Origin of the sequence: Micromonospora sp. M71_S20 (assembly GCF_003664255.1) — a bacterium.
Lineage (GTDB): Bacteria > Actinomycetota > Actinomycetes > Mycobacteriales > Micromonosporaceae > Micromonospora.
Genome location: NZ_RCCV01000001.1, coordinates 4,252,056 through 4,267,789, shown reverse-complemented (window position 1 = coordinate 4,267,789; position 15,734 = coordinate 4,252,056). Strand labels below are relative to the sequence as shown.

Sequence of the window (15,734 nt, the reverse complement as noted above, 5' to 3'; positions counted from 1 at the left end):
GGGGCTCGCTTCCGGTCGGGCGGACGGGGGTGTCGGTGGGTCAGGAGAGTTCGGCGAGGCGGGCGCGCAGCGGGTCGAGCCCCATCGGGCCGAGCCGCAGGGCGCGGTGGTGGAACCGCTTGCGGTCGAACCCGGCGCCCTCGCGCCGTTCGACCTCCCGGCGGGCCTGCTGCCAGAGCCGCGCCCCGGCCTTGAAGGCCAACGCCTGCGCCGGCCAGCCGAGGTAGCGGTCGACCTCGAAGCGCGCGGTCGCCGGGTCCAGCCCGGCGACGCGGATCAGGAAGTCCACGGCCAGTTCGGGGGTCCACCGGCGCGCGTCGGTGAGACCGGTCCCGGCCGGGATCGGCACGTCCAGGTGCAGGCCGAGGTCGATGACCACCCGGGCGGCCCGCCACATCTGCCCGTCGAGCATCCCGAGCCGCTCGGCGGGGCCGGCGTAGAGGCCCAGCTCGTCGGCGAGGCGCTCGGCGTAGTGCGCCCAGCCCTCGGCGTACCCGTGCACCTGGCACAGCGACCGCTGCCACGGGTGCAGCTCGGCGGTGGTCAGGGTGATCGCGTGCTGGAGGTGGTGCCCGGGCAGCCCCTCGTGGCAGAGCGTCCCGACGTGCCGCCACACCGGCACCGTCGACTCGCCCGGGGGCGTCGACCACCAGATCCCGCCCGGGCGCGTCAACCCGGCGTCGGGCGGGGTGTAGTACATGACGCCGGAGGCGGCGGGGCTGATCCGGCACACCACGCGGCGGGTGGCGGCCGGGATGTCGAAGTGCGGGCCGTCCAGGGCGTCGGTGAGCCGCTCGGTGCGCTCCCGCAGCCACCGCTCCAGGTCGGGCCCGACCGGCACCCGGCCGGCGGGGTCGGCGTCCAGCGCGGCCCGCGCCCGCGCCACGTTCGGGTGGCCCAGCTCGGCGGCGACGGCGCGCTGCTCGGCGGCGGTGCGGGCCAGCTCCTCCCAGCCGTACGCGTACAGCTCGTCCAGGTCGACGCTCGCGCCGAGGAAGCTGCGCGCGGTGACGGCGTACAGGTCGCGGCCCACGCCGTCGACGTCGGTGGCCCGGGGCGCCAGCTCGGTGCGCAGGAACGCGGCGAAGTCCGCCGTCGCGGCGGCGGCCGACCGCGCCCCGGCGGCCAGCTCCCCGGCCAGCGGCCCGCCCGGGTGAGCGGCCACCAGCCGGCCGTAGAAGTCGTCGGCGGTGACCCAGGCGGTGCACTGGTCGGCGACCGCCAGCACCTGCCGGCGGGCGACCAGGTGTCCCCGCTGTGCCGACCAGCGCAGCGTGTCGGCGTACTGGCCGAGCGCCGCGGGCACCCGGCGCAGGTGCGCGGCGACGACCGCCCAGTCCTCCGCGCTGCTGCGGGGCAGGTTGTCGAAGACCTGCCGGACCAGGTGCACCGGCGTCGCCAGCGGGGCGAGCAGCCGGGTGGTGAAGCCCGCGTCGTACAGGTCGACCTCGCTGGCCAGCCGGTCGGTCAGCGCGCCGGCGAGGGCCCGCTGCGCGGTCCCGTCGGCGCTGGCGCCGGCCGCCGCCGTGGCGGTGCGGCGGGCCAGCTCCGCGCGGGCGGCGAAGCCGTCGGGGGAGAGGTCCGCGAAGTGCGATCCGGGGGTACGACCCGCCGCCTCGGCGGCCTCCGGGTCCAGCTCGGCGAGCGCGTCGAGGTACCCGTCGGCGACCTCGGTGATCGTCGTCATCGGGCGACGCCGAGGCGGCCGTGGTCGTCGCGGTAGGCGACGCCACCCTTGAGCACCGCGTGCAGGGTGCGCAGCGCGGACACCGAGCGGGTGGGATCGTCGCGCAGGACCAGCAGGTCGGCGTGCTTGCCGACCTCGACGCTGCCGAGCGCGTCGGCCTGGCCGAGCCACTGCGCGGGGCGGATGGTGGCGGACCTCAGCGCGTCGGCGACGGGCATCCCGGCGTCCACCATGAACTCCAGCTCCCGCACGGTCGCGGTCGTCTCGTCGTAGCCGGCGTGCGGCGGCATGTCGCTGCCCAGCGCGATCGGCACCCCGTTGCGGATGGCGTGCTGGAGGCTCTCCCAGTGCCGGGGCCCGGCGGCCAGGGCGCGGTCCATCAGCCAGCCCGGCACGCCGGAGTCGCGGAAGAACTGCTCGCAGCGGCTGACCACGATGGTCGGGACGTACCAGACACCCCGGTCGGCCATCAGCCGGGTCACCTCGTCGGTCAGCTCGTAGCCGTGCTCGACGCAGTCCAGCCCCAGTTCCACGGCGCGGCGCACCGAGTCGGCCGGGCCGGCGTGCGCGGTGACCTTGCGTCCCCAGTCGTGCGCCACCCGGATCACCGCCGCCAGCTCGTCGTCGAGCAGCTGAGGGGTGTCGATCGACTCGAACTCGCCGGCGATGCCGCCGGAGATGCACACCTTGATCAGGTCGGCGCCGGCCCGGATCTGCTGCCGGGTGAGCCGGCGGAACCCGTCCGCCCCGTCGGCCTCCAGAGCGTCGGCCTCCCAGCCGTGCCCCCCGGTGCAGCAGAGGGCGTGCCCGGCGGTGAAGATCCGCGGGCCGTCGACCGCGCCGCGCTCGATGCCCTTGCGCAGGGCGAAGTCGGCGTACCGGCTCTCGCCGACGAGCCGGGCGGTGGTGACCCCGGAGTGCAGGGTGCGCCGCGCCGAGTCGGCCATCAGCAGCACCAGCTCGGCGAGGTTCGACCGGTGCACCTCGTCGCCGAAGTGGCCGGGCAGCCCGAGCGAGAGGTGCACGTGCATGTTGGTCAGGCCGGGCATGACGTGGTCGCCGTGCAGGTCGACCACCCGGGCGCCGCCGGCCTCGGCGAGGACGTCGTCGACCGGCCCGACCGCGCGGATCGTGCCGTCGGCGCCGATCCAGACGCCGCTGTCGCGCTGGACGTCGTCCCGTACGCCGTCGTAGAGCGCGAGGTTGACCAGGACCTGTTCGGTGGGGATGTGCATGCGGAGTCCTCTACGCGGCGGGCACGGTGGTCGGCGCCACCGTGGGGTCGTTGAGCCAGCAGGCGGCGCTGCGGCCGCCGAGGTCGAGCGTGGGCGGCTGTTGCCCGCACGGCGCGAAGGCGTGCGGGCAGCGCGGCCGGAACCGGCACCCGGTCGGCGCGTGCGCCGGGTCGGGCACCTCGCCGGCGAGCGTCCTGGGCAGCTGCGGGTGCGGGCCGATCTGCGGCACCGCGTCGATCAACGCCCGGCTGTACGGGTGCCGGGGCGAGCGCCACAGCTGACGGGTGGGTGCGGTCTCCACGATCCGGCCCAGGTACATCACCGCCGTGACGTCGGCGATCTCGTGCACCAGGGACAGGTCGTGCGAGATGAACAGCATGCCCATGTCCAGGTCCCGGACCAGCCCGACGAGCAGGTTGACCACCTGCGCCTGGGACGAGGCGTCCAGCGCGGTGACCGGCTCGTCCGCGATGATCATCCGGGGTTTTGGCGCGAGCGCCCGCGCGATGGCGAGCCGCTGCCGCTGGCCGCCGGAGAACTGGTGCGGGTACCGCTCCGCGGCCCCGGCCGGCATGCCGACCCGGTCCAGCAGGTCGGCGACCCGCGCCCGGCGGGCGGCGCCGGTCACCGTGTCCGGCACCCCGTCGAGGAGCTGGGCGCCGATGGTGCGCCGGGGGTTCAGTGACGCGTACGGGTTCTGGAAGACCATCTGGAGCCCGACCTGTGGCACGGGCCGGCGGCGCCAGCCGAGCGGGGTGACCGGGCGGCCGGCGAAGCGGATCGTCCCGGCGCTCGGCGCGGCCAGCCCGACCGCCACCCGGGCCAGCGACGACTTGCCGCAGCCGGACTCGCCGACCAGGCCGACGATCTGGCCGGGCGCCACCTCGAGGCTCACCCCGGCCACCGCCCGCACCGGCCCCCGGCCGCGCGCCCTGTACTCCACCTCGACGTCGCTGATCTCGAGCAGGTTGCCCGAGCCGACCGGTTCGTTCATGCCGCCACCTCCAGGTGCGGACGGACCACGCAGGCCACCGACCGGTCGGCGCCGGCGGGGGCGAGCGGGGGCGGCGCGGTGCCGCAGGACGGCTCGGCGAACCCGCACCGGGGCTGGAACGGACACCCGGGCGGCGCCTGTCCCGGCGCCGGCGGCCCGCCCGGGATGGGGCGCAGCGTGCCGACGGCCTGGGTGCCGTGCGGGCGGGCGCCGAGCAGCGCCGCCGTGTACGGGTGGCGCGGCGCGGTGAGCAGCGCCCCGGTGGGCCCGGTCTCCACCACCCGCCCGGCGTAGAAGACGTACCCGCGGGTGGTGAGCGCGCTGAGCACCCCGAGGTCGTGGGTGATGAAGGCGACGGCCAGCCCGGTCTCGGCGCGCAGCTGGTCCAGCAGCGCCAGGATGCCGGCCTGCACCGTCACGTCCAGCGCGGTGGTCGGCTCGTCGGCGATCAGCAGCCGGGGGCGGGCGGCGAGGGCGATAGCGATGGCCGCCCGCTGCCGCATGCCGCCGGAGAACTGGTGCGGGTAGGCCCGCACCGCCCGCTGCGGGTCGGGGATGCGGACCTGCTCGAGCAGCTCCACGGCCCGCCGGTCGGCCGCCCGCCGGTCCAGGCCCAGGTGGACCTGCATGTGTTCGGTGAGCTGCCGGCCGATCGTGAGCATCGGGTGCAGCGCGGCGGTGGGGTCCTGGAAGACCATCGCGATGCCGGCGCCGCGCACCTTCTGCCAGCGCCTGGTGTCCAGGCCGAGCAGTTCGGTGCCGGCGAAGCGGGCCGACCCGGTGACCTTGGCGCCGGCGGGCAGCAGCCCGAGCAGGGTCTGCGCGGTGAGGCTCTTGCCGCACCCGCTCTCCCCGGCGATGCCGACCATCTCGCCCTCGTCGACGGTGAACGACACGTCGTGCAGGATCGGCAGCGGCCCCGTGGGGCCGGGCAGGGTGACGGCCAGGGAGTCGACCTCGAGCAGGGGTGCCATTTCTCAACGTCCCTTCGCGTAGCGGGGGTCGATCCGGTCGCGCAGCGCGTCGCCGAGCACGTTGAAGGCCATCACCACGGTGAGGATGGCCAGACCGGGGAAGACGCTGACCCACCACATGGAGAGGTCCTGCGAGCCGAGCGCGACCATCGAGCCCCACTCGGCGGCCGGCGGGCGGGGGCCGAGGCCGAGGAAGGACAGCGCGGAGAGCAGCAGCACGGCGTTGCCCAGCTCCAGGGTGGCCAGCACGATCGCCGGACCCACGCTGTTGGGCAGGACGTCGCGGCGCAGCGCGCGCATCGGCCCGATGCCGAGCAGCCGGGCGGCGCTCAGGTAGTCCTCGCCGCGCATCGTCAGCACGGCGCTGCGGATGACCCGGGCGTAGACCGGCCAGGAGACGATGACCAGCGCGAGGACGGCGTTGCGGGTGCTGGGCCCGAACGCGGCCGTGACCGCCATCGCCAGGATGATCTGCGGGAACGCGAAGACCAGGTCCGTCAGACGCATCAGCGCCTCGTCGACGAACCGGCCCACGTAGCCGGCGACCAGGCCGAGCAGGCCGCCGATCAGCAGGGCGAGCGAGACGATGGCGAGCGCGAGCGGGATCGACAGGCGGGCGCCGTGGATCACCCGGCTGAACACGTCCCGGCCGAGGGAGTCGGTGCCGAACCAGTGCGTGCCGGACGGCGGCGCGTAGGCGTCGGGGCTCTGCGCCAGCGGGTCGTACGGCGCGACGAGCGGGGCGAACAGCGCGGCCAGCAGCCACCCGCCGAGGATGACCAGGGCCGCCACGGCGATCGGCTGCCGCCAGATGGGCCGCCCGGTCGAGCGACCGCGCAGCCGACCCGGCCACCGGCGCCGGGCCAGCGCCCCGGTCGCCTTCGGGTCGGGCGCCACGGGATCGGGTGCGAGTGTGGTCATGACAGGCGGATCCTCGGGTCGATTAGTCCGTACAGCAGGTCGACGGTGAGGTTGACGAGCGTGTAGACCAGCGCCACGAAGAGGCTGACGCCGAGGATCGCGGGCAGGTCCAGCGCCGTCGCGCTGCGGTACGCGTACTGGCCGAGGCCCGGCCAGCCGAAGATGTTCTCCACCAGCACCGTGCCGGAGAGCAGCGAGGCGAAGGCCAGACCGGAGACGGTGATGACCGGGACCAGGCCGGCGCGCAGCAGGTGCCGGCGGAACACCACCCGGGCGGGCAGGCCCTTGGCGTACGCGGCCCGGATGTAGTCCTGCTGGAGCACCTCCAGCATGGACGAGCGGACGAACCGGACCAGCATCGCCACCGTCAGGCTGGTCAGCACGAGCACCGGCAGGACCAGGTGCTGGGCGGCGTCCCAGGCGACGTCCCACTGGCCGGCGAGGGCGGCGTCGACCGTGTACATGCCCGTCACCGTCGGCGGCGGGCTGAAGTCGGTCGAGAGCCGGCCGCCGCTGGGCGCCAGGCCGAGCTGGTAGAAGAAGACGTAGAGCACGACGAGCGACAGCCAGAACGGCGGCGTGGACAGGCCGAGCAGCGCGCCGACGCGGATCAGCTGGTCGGTGACCCGACCGTTGCGGACGGCGGCGAGCATGCCGATCCCGGTGCCGATGAGCAGCGCCAGCACCATGGTGGGGATGGCCAGTTCCATGGTCGCCGGCACGTACTGCAACAGGTCGTCGGCCACCGTACGGCCGGTCTGCTGGGAGATGCCGAGGTCGCCCTGGAACAGGTTGCCCAGGTACTGCAGGTACTGCACGTACAGCGGCTGGTCCAGGCCCCACTTCTCGCGGAACGCGGCCACCGTCGCGGGGTCGTTGAGCGCCTGGTCGGAGAGGTTGGCCGTGACCGGGTCGCCGGGCACCACGGTGACCAGGCCGAACGTCACGATCGTGACGCCCAGCAGCAGCCCGGCCGTGATGGCCACCCGCTTGAGCAGGAAGAACAGCAGTGCCCGGTGCGGCCGGGGCCGGGACACGGTCGTGGTGACCGCGCCCGGCTCGGCGTCGTCGACTGTCGTCGTCATGGAGTTGCTACCCCCGGCCCACCGCGGCGAGGTCGACCTGCCAACCGGCGGCGGTGTAGTCCGTGCCGGTCAGGTCGCCGCTCGCCACCACGGTGGAGGAGTTGCTGGCCAGGACGACGTACGGCGAGGCGGCGTTCATCGCCCGCTGCCACTGCTGCATGGCGGCGGCCCGGGCGGCCAGGTCGAGGGTCTCGGTGACCTTCTTGCCGGCGGTCACGACGGCCGGGTCGGCCCGCTCCACCGTCCAGCCCGAGCGCAGCGCGGTGGCCTGGCCGGGGGACATGTTGTTGATCAGCGAGTCGGCGACCGGGTAGTTCAGGCTCTGCGGGGTGAATCCGAGGGCCATCTTGCCCGTACGCATCTCGTCGAGGAAGGTGGTCAGCGGCTGCGGGGTCAGCTCCAGCTTGATGCCGGCCTCGGCGGCGTCGCCCTGCACCTTCGTCGCGACCGTGCCCAGGTCGACCCCCTTGTAGGTGATGGCCGGGTAGTTGAACTTGACCGTGGGGTTGGTCAGCCCCGCCTCGGTGAGCAACGCCTTGGCCTTCGCCACGTCACGCTTCGACTGCTCCTCGGCGGGCAGCGCGCCCGGGTAGGCCGGGGCCACCAGGCCGGCGCCGGGGGCGGCGCCCTTGCCGTACAGCCCGGCGATGCCCTCGTAGTCGATGGCGGCCCGCAGCGCCTGGTTGAACTTCGCGTTCGAGGTCACCGGCGACACGGCCGGGTCGGCGTTGAGGAAGAGGAAGTAGACGGTGTCCTGCATGGCGGAGGTCTTCAGGCTGCCCGGCAGCCCCTCCAGCAGCTTGCCGGAGATGTCCAGCGCGATCTCGGAGCCGCCGGCCCGCTGCATGGTCAGCTTCTGGGTCTGCACGTCCATGTTGCGCAGCACGACGCGGCTGAACTCGGGCTTGTCGCCCCAGTAGTTGGGGTTGGCCTCCAGCACCACCTGCGCCGACGGGTCGTACGACTTGAGCACGTACGGGCCGCTGCCGACGGAGTTCGTGTCGAGGTACTGCTGCGCGGTGTCGTTCTTGGCGGCGTCGGCGGCGTCCGTCGCGCCGTGCTCCTTGGCGACCTTGGAGTTCACGACGCCCGTGGAGGGCATCGCGAGCACCACGGGGATGTTCGGGTCGGCGGTCGCCGAGGTGACCACCACGGTCCGCTCGTCGGTCTTGGCGAACGTGAGGCCGCTGACCATGACGGCCGGGCTGGCCTTGACGTTCTTCAGCCGGTTGAGGGAGAAGACGACGTCGTCGGCGGTCAGCGCGGTGCCGTCGGAGAACTTCACGCCCTCGCGCAGCTTGAAGGTGAAGGTCTTGGCGTCGGGCGACGCCTCGTACGACTCGGCCAGCGCCGGGACCGGCTTGCTCACGTCCGAGCCCTCGAAGGTCAGCAGGGTGTCGTAGAGCGAGTGCACGGCGGTGAGGCCGGTCGCCTCGTAGATCCGGCCGGGGTCGAGGGTCTTGAGGACGAACGAGGTGTTGACGGTGAGGGTCTTGGCCGAACCGCCGTCTCCACTTCCTCCGCTGCCGCCCGCGCTGCACGCGGTGCTGGAGGCTATGGCCAGCGCCGCCAGAGCGATCGCTCCGACGCGGAGCCGGCGAGGGGACACCGACATGCTGTTCCTACCTTCGTATGGGCCGGCCCGCGCGGGACGGGCTCTGGGGCTGTCACACCCGGCGACGTCGGTGGCGCCGCGGCCGGGCCGTTGGTGCCAACCGTGGCGGCTTCGCGGGTCTGCGCCGTTGTGCCGTCATGGGGTTGGATGTACCCGGACAGAACTCGTGTCCGGTTCGTGCCTCGACGCCGCTTGTCTAGTAGCGCCAAACACGTTCACCTTGTGTTTGACCACCCTAGACAGCGGCGTATAGTCACGTCAAACATTTCTAGCCACACTGTTTTCGGAACGAGGAAAGACGCATGCTCGGTGACCAGCTCCGCGACCTGCGCCAGCAGCACTCCCTCACGCTGCGCCAGCTCGCGGCCGCGGCCGACGTGTCGCCCGCCCTGCTCAGCCAGATCGAGAACGGCGCCACGGACCCCAGCCTGGCCACCCTGCGTAAGCTCGCCAAGGTCTTCGACACCTCCATAGCGGCGCTGTTCTCCGAGCCGGACGCCCCGCTGGTGCACATCAGCCGGCCCGGCTCGCGGTCCCGGCTCGCCGCGCCTCCCGGGCAGATCGCCTACGACCGCCTCACGCCGGGGCGGGGCGACCTGGAGGTGCTCGAAGCCGAGCTGGCGCCCGGCGACGCCAGCTCCACCGAGCCGTGGGCGCACCCCTCCACCGAGTGCGCGATCGCCGTCACCGGTGAGGTCGTCGCCGAGATCGGCGGCGAGAAGTACGTGCTGAAGACCGGCGAGGCGATCACCTTCGACTCCCGGCTGCCCCACCTCTACCGCAACGCCAGCGACCAGCGGGCCCGGCTCATCATCGCGGTCACCCCGCCGACCCCCTGACCCACCCGGCACGTCACCCGGCCCACGTCGCGCACGTGGGCGGTACGACGCCGCCCGTCGAAAGGACCCGCAGTGGACCGTGACAGCGTCGACTGGTTCGGCTACCTGCCGGCCGTCACCACCCCGTTCACCGCCACGGGTGAGCTGGACCTCGCCGCCTGGCGCGGGCAACTGGACTGGCTCGCCGCCGAGCGGCTGCACGGGGTGATCGTCGGCGGGACCACCGGCGAGTGGTTCAGTCTCAGCGAACACGAACGGGCCGAGCTGTTCCGGACGGCCGCCGAGCGGGTCGGCGACCGGCTCACCGTCCTCGGCGGCTGCAACGCGTACACGCCGGCGGAGGCGATCCGGCACGCCGAGGCCGCCCGGGACGCCGGCCTGCACGGCATCCTGCTCACCCCGCCGCCGTACGTGGTGCCCACCCGGGCCGAGGTCGTGGCCTTCTACCGGGCCGTCTCCGAGGCGGTGGACCTGCCGCTCTGCGTCTACAACTGGCCGCGCGGCACGGGCGTCGACCTGGACGCTGACCTGCTGCTGGAGCTGAGCGCGCTGGACACCGTGGTGGCGGTCAAGAACTCCACTCCGGACTTCGGCGGCTTCGTCCGGAGCCTGGTGGCCCTGCGGCACCGGGTGCGCTACTTCGGCATCCCCACCAACGAGGTGGGCATCGAGCTGATGACCACGATCGGTGGCGACGGGCTGATGGGCGCCGGCGCCGTGCTCGGCGCCGACCACCCCGACTTCTTCCGCGCCCTGCGCGCCGGGGACCTTGACCGGGCCCGGATGCTCGGCGCCCGCGACCGGGTGATCATGGAGGACTGGTTCGGGCCCGACTACGGCGCCCGGTTCGGCAACGCGCAGGCGATCATGAAGTACGCGCTCACGCTGCGCGGCGTGCCGGCCGGCCACGTGCGCGCGCCGCTGCTCCCGCTGACCCCCGCCGAACAGGACCGCGTCCGGGCCACCATGACCCAGCTCGACCTGCTGCCGTGACCGTGTACGACACGGCGGTCGTCGGCGGCGGCCTGCTCGGCTGCGCGACCGCCTGGCACCTGGCCCGCGCCGGCAATCGGGTCCTGCTCGTCGAGAAGGACCAGGTCAACCGGCACGCCTCCGGGCAGAACGCGGGCAGCCTGCACTTCCAGCTGGAGTTCCGGATGGTCGAGCACGGCGACGACGCGGCCCGGGCGGCGGCCCGCGCGCTGCCGCTGCACCTGGACGCCGTGCGGGCCTGGGCGACCATCGAGGACGAGCTCGGCGAGCGCTGCGGAGTGTCCCGCACCGGCGGGCTGATGCTCGCCGAGACCCCGGCGGAGATCGCCGTGCTGGATCGCAAGGCGGCCCTGGAACGCGAGTACGGGCTCGACGTCGCCGTGCTCTCCGGCCCGGAGCTGCGCCGGTTCGCGCCGTACCTGGCGGACACCGTGCTCGCCGCCGGTCACGTGCCCGGCGAAGGAAAGGCCAACCCCCGGCTGGTCACCCCGGCGCTGGCCCGGGCCGCCGGCCGCCACGGTGCCGTGCTGCGCACCGGCTGCCGGGTCACCGGGCTGCACCGGCGCGGCCGGCACTGGGAACTGCGCACCGGGGCCGGCCCGGGGGACACCGCCGGGGAGACCCACCTGGCCGACACGGTCGTGCTCGCCGGGGGCGTCTGGACCGCCGAGCTGGCCGCGATGGCCGACGTCCGGTTGCCGGTCTTCCCGGTCGGGCTGACGATGAGCGCCACCGCCCGCAGCCGGCCGTTCCTGCCGCACCTGATCCAGCACGTCGGCCGGCGGCTGTCGATGAAGCAGACCGAGGACGGCAACGTGCTGATCGGTGGCGGATGGCCGGCCAAGCTGGTCAGCCGCGCCGGGCGGGTCGACCTGGAGACCAACCCGGAGCTGCGGTACGAGTCGCTGGTGGGCAACGCCGACGCCGCCCGGGTGGTGCCGGCGGTGTTCGACCTGCCGGTGATCCGGACGTGGACGGGCATGACCACGCTCACCCCGGACCATCTGCCGCTGCTCGGCGCGGTGCCGCGCCGGCCGGGACTGTACGTCGCCACCGGCGGCTCGGCCTTCACCCTCGGTCTCACCTACGCCCGGCTGCTCGCCGCCATGGTCGTCACCGGCGAGCCCGACCGGTCGATCGAGGACTACTCACCCTCCCGCTTCGGAGCGCTGAACTTTGTCTGAACACCGTCCGCCGGAGCCCGCGCAGGCGCCGAGGCGCACCGCGATGCACCGGCCCGCGCCGGTCACCATCGAGGTGGACGGGCGGCCGGTGTCCGCCCACCCGGGCGAGTCGCTGGCCACCGCGCTGCTCGCCGCCGGGCAGCGGGCCGTCGGCACCACGCGCGGCGGCGCCCGCCGGGGGCCCTACTGCAACATGGGCGTCTGCTTCGAGTGCGTCGTCACCGTGGATGACGTGCCCTGCCAGCGGTCCTGCCTGATCCGGGTGCGGGCCGACATGCGGGTCCGCACGGCGGTGCCCCGGTGAGCGCGCCCGACGTGGTGGTGGTCGGCGCCGGCCCGGCCGGGCTGGCCGCCGCCGCCACCCTCGGCCGGCACGGCGCCGCCGTCACCGTCGTCGACGAGCAGGAGCAGCCGGGCGGGCAGATCCACCGCCGGCCGCCGGCCGGCTTCGCCCCGCCGGCCGCACCGTCCTCCGCCGGTCGGGCGCTGCTCGCCGAGGCCACCGCCGCTCCCGGCGTCCGGTGGCTCGCCGACACCACGGTGTGGGGCGTCCTCGGCACCCGGGCCGGCCTCGACGGGTACGCGGGCGAGCAGCCACCGCCGGGCCGCTACCGGGTCGCCACGCACGGCCCGGCCGGGGTCCGCCTGCTCGAACCCCGGGCGGTGCTGCTCACCGCCGGCGCGTACGACCTGCCGGTGCCGTTTCCCGGCTGGACCCTGCCGGGAGTGCTCACGGCGGGCGGCGTGCAGACGTTCGTCAAGGCGCAGGGCCTGCTGCCGGGCGGCCGGTTCGTGCTGGCCGGGGGGCATCCGCTGCTGCTGGTGGTCGCCGCCCAACTGGTGCGCGCCGGTGCCCGGGTGGTCGAGGTCGCGCTGGTCCAACGCCGCCGCGACCTGTTGCCCGGACCGGCCGGGCTGGCCGCCGCGGCGGGCGCGGGCGGCAAGATCGCTGAGGGCGTCGGGGCGCTGCGCGTGCTGCGCCGGGCGGGGGTGCCGGTCCGGTTCGCCACGGTGGTCCGCCGCGCCGACGGCGATCCGGACCTGAGCAGGGTGACCCTCGCCGAGGTCGGCGCCACGGGGCAGCCGGTGCCCGGGACCGACCGGGACGTGCCCTGCGACGTGCTGGCGCTGGGGTACGGCTTCGTCCCCTCCGTCGAGCTGGCCCGCCAGGCCGGTTGCGCGGTGACCTGGGACTCGCCCGCGGGCGGCTGGGTGGTCCGGCACGACGAGTGGTTGCGCACCTCGGTGCCCCGGATCGCGGTGGCCGGCGAGCTGACCGGCGTCGCGGGTGCCGAGCAGGCGGTGGTCGAGGGCCGGTTGGCCGCCCTCGGCGTGCTGCGCGACCTGGGGCTGCTCGACGAGCGCCGGGCCGCCGCGCTGGCCGGCCCGGTGCGCCGGGAACTGCGGCGCCGGCGACGTTTCGTCACCCAGGTGCTCGACCGGTTCGCGCCGGACCGGGCGGCCCTGGGCAGCCTGGTCACCGACGACACCGTGCTCTGCCGCTGCGAGGAGGTGCGGGCCGGTGACGTGCGCCGCGCGCTGCGGGCCAACCCGCACCTGGGCACCGCGAACGCGGTGAAGCTGGTGACCCGCGTCGGGATGGGCCTGTGCCAGGGCCGGTCCTGCCAGCCGGGCCTCTGTCAGCTCATCTGCACGCTGACCGGCCGGGGGCCGGAGGAGGTCGGGGCGTTCACCGCGCAGGCGCCGGTCAAGCCGGTCCCGCTGCGCGCCCTCGCGGCCGGCGACACGCAGGCCCCGCCCTGCGCGCCCTGACCGGAGCGCCCGCCGCCCGCCGCTGATCGGGCCGCCCGCAGCCCGGCCGTACCGACCTTGGGCCGTCGATCGACAACTATCAATTGCATTCCGTCAATCCCTTGATCGGCGGGACCGGCGCGGGCCGGCCGGTCGCAGGTGCTCGCGGATCATCCGAATTCCCGCCGCGGGCGCTCGACGGGGTCACGCCGTCGCCCTTGGTTCCGTAGGTTGCCCAGCACATCCGCCTCGCCGGAGAGGGGTCGCCATGGGGAACATGCCGGACCTGGGGGGCGTATCACGCCGACGGTTGCTGCGCGACGGTGCCGTCATCGCCGCCTCCGTGCCGCCGCTGCTGCTGGCGGGCCCGTCCGGCGCGTCGGCCGCCGCGCCCCGCCACGACCCGCAGCAACGGTTCATCCGCCTGGTCGGCGGCGGATACGGCGTCATCTTCGCCATCCAGGCCGACGGCGCGCTGCACTGGTACCGGCACACGGGCTGGCAGACCGGCGCGTTCAGGTGGGCGAGCGGTTCGGGCCGCCGCATCGGCTCCGGGTGGCACCAGTTCCGGGCGGTCTTCGGTGGGCTCGACGGCTCGCTCTACGCCGTACGCGGCGACGGCACCGTCCACTACTACCGCTACCGGCTGACCAACGCGACGACCGGCGCCGGCACCTGGATCAGCGGCGGGCAGATCGGCGCCGGATTCGAGCGCTACCCCCGGCTGTGCGGGTTCCACGGCGCGTTCTACGGGCAGAACGCCGCGGGCGAGCTGTTCCTGCACCAGTACGACCTGGTCAGCAGGACGTGGACGGTCCAGGGGGCGCGGATCGGTGGTGGCTTCACCGGCGCGGTGTTGCAGGCGGACACCTCCGGGGTCCTCTACGCCTACCACTACGGCGACATCCGCTGGCACCGGCACCTCGGCGGCGGCACCTGGGCGTCGGGTTCGGGCCTGCGGATCGGCTCCGGGTTTCGCAACTTCTTCCTCAACGACGGGGTGTGGTTCACCGGCCAGGGGGCGCTGTACGCGATCCCGCCGGACGCGGCCACCGCCCGGCAGACCGGCGCGCTCGCGCAGTACCGGTTGACCAACCACACCACCGCCGGCCCCGACCGGCGGGCCGTCTGGATGAACAGCGGCACCGGCAAGAGGGTCGGTTCCGGCTGGACGGTGCAGACCCAGGCCGCCCTCCAGGGCTACGCCAACACGCCGAGCGTGGCGCAGGGCGAGGTGGCGCGGATCGCGGTGTCGACCGGATTCCCGTCGCTCACCGCGTCGATGGTGCGGCTGGCGCCCAACCCCGGCGCCCCCGTGGTCGTCTCGGCACCGCTGCCCGTGACCGGCGGGGTGCAGTCGCTGCCGGTGGGGTTCCTCGGCGTCGGCTGCGGGTGGTCGGACCGGTTGCAGTTCCGGGTTCCCGCCGACTGGCAGCCCGGCCTCTACGCCGCCCGGCTGGAGGGCCCGAACGGGCTGCACCGGTACGTGCCGTTCCTCGTGCGCCCGACCCGCCCCACCAACAAGATCGCGGTGCTGCTGCCCACCTTCACCTACAACGCCTACAACAGCTGGGGCGGGCACAGCCAGTACTGCCCGGACACGACCGGCCGGCGCCCCCTCTTCCTGCGTCGGCCGTCGACGGAGCTGAACGTCGACGATCCCGGGATCCGCGACCACACCCTCTTCTCGGACCTGCTGCTGACCCGCTGGATGTCCCGACAGGGGCTCGCCTTCGACGTCTACGAGGACGCCGACCTGCACGGCTCCAACGGCTGGCTCACCGACTACCGGGTGCTCGTGCTGGGCAGCCATCCCGAGTACTGGTCCGACACGATGCGCCAGCGCCTGGTCAACTTCCAGGCCGGCGGCGGCCGGCTGATCTATCCGGGCGGCAACGGCCTGTACGAGCGGGTGCAGGTCAACTCCGGCCGTACGGTGGTCACCTACCGCCGCGCGGACGGCAGGCGGGACATCTACACGGAGCTGGGCCTGCCCGCCTCGCAGCTGCTCGGCACCAACTACACCGACGCCGGCACGTACGCGCCGTACCAGGTGCTGCGTGAGCACCCGTTGCTGGCCGGCACGGGCCTGGTGGTCGGCAGCAGGTTCGGCCGCACGGGTTACAACGGCGCCGCCAGCGGCTGGGAGACCGACGGGCTGCGCGGGCTGGCCGGCGAGGCGTCCCCGGCGCAGGTCATCGCCCGGGGGGAGAACCCCGGGGGCCGCGGCGCCGCGCTGGTCCTCCTGGAGCGGCCCAGCGGCGCCCTGGTCTTCAGCGCGTCCTCGATCTCGTTCGTCGGCGCCCTGGCGGACGATCCGGCGATGTCGACGCTGTTCCGCAACGTCTTCGACCGGATGCTGGCGTCGGCGCCGGCGGTCCGGGCCACCGAGGTCCCGATGCCGCGCACCAGCCCCGCGCCCGCGATCCCGGAGCCGTCCACGATGGAGTGACGG

Annotated in this window: 13 protein-coding genes; 6 read left to right on the top strand and 7 right to left on the bottom strand. The window is 74.3% G+C overall.

The window, feature by feature from the left end; genetic code table 11:
- Positions 1-40: 40 nt before the first annotated feature.
- The 7 genes from DER29_RS18385 to DER29_RS18355 are packed head-to-tail and all read right to left on the bottom strand — an operon-like array spanning position 41 to position 8,511.
- Positions 41-1,687, bottom strand: coding sequence for a DUF885 domain-containing protein (locus DER29_RS18385; protein ID WP_121398447.1), 1,647 nt, complete (start codon positions 1,685-1,687; stop codon positions 41-43).
- The gene (locus DER29_RS18380; protein WP_121398446.1) at positions 1,684-2,922 is read right to left on the bottom strand and encodes an amidohydrolase family protein; all 1,239 of its coding nucleotides are present in this window, start codon (positions 2,920-2,922) and stop codon (positions 1,684-1,686) included. Before DER29_RS18380 ends, DER29_RS18385 begins: the two co-directional genes overlap by 4 nt.
- Positions 2,923-2,932: 10 nt before the next feature.
- Positions 2,933-3,916 carry an ABC transporter ATP-binding protein gene (locus DER29_RS18375; RefSeq protein WP_121398445.1) on the bottom strand — a complete coding sequence of 328 codons (984 nt, stop codon included), beginning with the start codon at positions 3,914-3,916 and terminating at the stop codon, positions 2,933-2,935.
- Positions 3,913-4,890, bottom strand: a complete 978-nt coding sequence (locus DER29_RS18370) for an ABC transporter ATP-binding protein (RefSeq protein ID WP_121398444.1) — start codon at positions 4,888-4,890, stop codon at positions 3,913-3,915. Before DER29_RS18370 ends, DER29_RS18375 begins: the two co-directional genes overlap by 4 nt.
- Positions 4,891-4,893: 3 nt before the next feature.
- Positions 4,894-5,811: an ABC transporter permease gene (locus DER29_RS18365; RefSeq protein ID WP_121398443.1), complete on the bottom strand. Its 918-nt coding sequence runs from the start codon at positions 5,809-5,811 to the stop codon at positions 4,894-4,896.
- Complete coding sequence (locus tag DER29_RS18360) at positions 5,808-6,896, bottom strand: ABC transporter permease (RefSeq protein WP_199729347.1); 1,089 nt, start codon at positions 6,894-6,896, stop codon at positions 5,808-5,810. Before DER29_RS18360 ends, DER29_RS18365 begins: the two co-directional genes overlap by 4 nt.
- A 7-nt stretch (positions 6,897-6,903) precedes the next feature.
- Positions 6,904-8,511 carry an ABC transporter substrate-binding protein gene (locus DER29_RS18355; RefSeq protein WP_121398442.1) on the bottom strand — a complete coding sequence of 536 codons (1,608 nt, stop codon included), beginning with the start codon at positions 8,509-8,511 and terminating at the stop codon, positions 6,904-6,906.
- A 302-nt stretch (positions 8,512-8,813) separates the two neighbouring features.
- On the opposite strand from DER29_RS18355, the gene DER29_RS18350 reads away from it, so the two are divergent.
- From DER29_RS18350 to DER29_RS18325, 6 genes are all read left to right on the top strand, one after another.
- Entirely contained in the window at positions 8,814-9,350 is a 537-nt protein-coding gene (locus DER29_RS18350; RefSeq protein ID WP_089000224.1) for a helix-turn-helix domain-containing protein, read from the top strand.
- 72 nt (positions 9,351-9,422) lie between these two features.
- Positions 9,423-10,343, top strand: a complete 921-nt coding sequence (locus DER29_RS18345; RefSeq protein WP_121398441.1) for a dihydrodipicolinate synthase family protein — start codon at positions 9,423-9,425, stop codon at positions 10,341-10,343.
- Entirely contained in the window at positions 10,340-11,527 is a 1,188-nt protein-coding gene (locus tag DER29_RS18340) for an FAD-binding oxidoreductase (protein ID WP_121398440.1), read from the top strand. Before DER29_RS18345 ends, DER29_RS18340 begins: the two co-directional genes overlap by 4 nt.
- Before the next feature lie 43 nt (positions 11,528-11,570).
- Positions 11,571-11,831 carry a (2Fe-2S)-binding protein gene (locus tag DER29_RS18335; protein WP_121398439.1) on the top strand — a complete coding sequence of 87 codons (261 nt, stop codon included), beginning with the start codon at positions 11,571-11,573 and terminating at the stop codon, positions 11,829-11,831.
- A complete protein-coding gene (locus DER29_RS18330; protein WP_121398438.1) occupies positions 11,828-13,300 on the top strand; it encodes an NAD(P)/FAD-dependent oxidoreductase in 1,473 nt (490 codons plus the stop codon). Before DER29_RS18335 ends, DER29_RS18330 begins: the two co-directional genes overlap by 4 nt.
- A 247-nt stretch (positions 13,301-13,547) precedes the next feature.
- A complete protein-coding gene (locus DER29_RS18325; RefSeq protein ID WP_121398437.1) occupies positions 13,548-15,731 on the top strand; it encodes a N,N-dimethylformamidase beta subunit family domain-containing protein in 2,184 nt (727 codons plus the stop codon).
- The last annotated feature ends 3 nt before the right edge of the window (positions 15,732-15,734 follow it).

Bases quoted from the DNA above. Each gene is read 5' to 3' on its own strand.
- DER29_RS18385 (WP_121398447.1), bottom strand. From the start codon at position 1,687: ATGACGACGATCACCGAGGTCGCCGACGGGTACCTCGACGCGCTCGCC.
- DER29_RS18380 (WP_121398446.1), bottom strand. From the start codon at position 2,922: ATGCACATCCCCACCGAACAGGTCCTGGTCAACCTCGCGCTCTACGAC.
- DER29_RS18375 (WP_121398445.1), bottom strand. From the start codon at position 3,916: ATGAACGAACCGGTCGGCTCGGGCAACCTGCTCGAGATCAGCGACGTC.
- DER29_RS18370 (WP_121398444.1), bottom strand. From the start codon at position 4,890: ATGGCACCCCTGCTCGAGGTCGACTCCCTGGCCGTCACCCTGCCCGGC.
- DER29_RS18365 (WP_121398443.1), bottom strand. From the start codon at position 5,811: ATGACCACACTCGCACCCGATCCCGTGGCGCCCGACCCGAAGGCGACC.
- DER29_RS18360 (WP_199729347.1), bottom strand. From the start codon at position 6,896: ATGACGACGACAGTCGACGACGCCGAGCCGGGCGCGGTCACCACGACC.
- DER29_RS18355 (WP_121398442.1), bottom strand. From the start codon at position 8,511: ATGTCGGTGTCCCCTCGCCGGCTCCGCGTCGGAGCGATCGCTCTGGCG.
- DER29_RS18350 (WP_089000224.1), top strand. From the start codon at position 8,814: ATGCTCGGTGACCAGCTCCGCGACCTGCGCCAGCAGCACTCCCTCACG.
- DER29_RS18335 (WP_121398439.1), top strand. From the start codon at position 11,571: ATGCACCGGCCCGCGCCGGTCACCATCGAGGTGGACGGGCGGCCGGTG.
- DER29_RS18325 (WP_121398437.1), top strand. From the start codon at position 13,548: ATGGGGAACATGCCGGACCTGGGGGGCGTATCACGCCGACGGTTGCTG.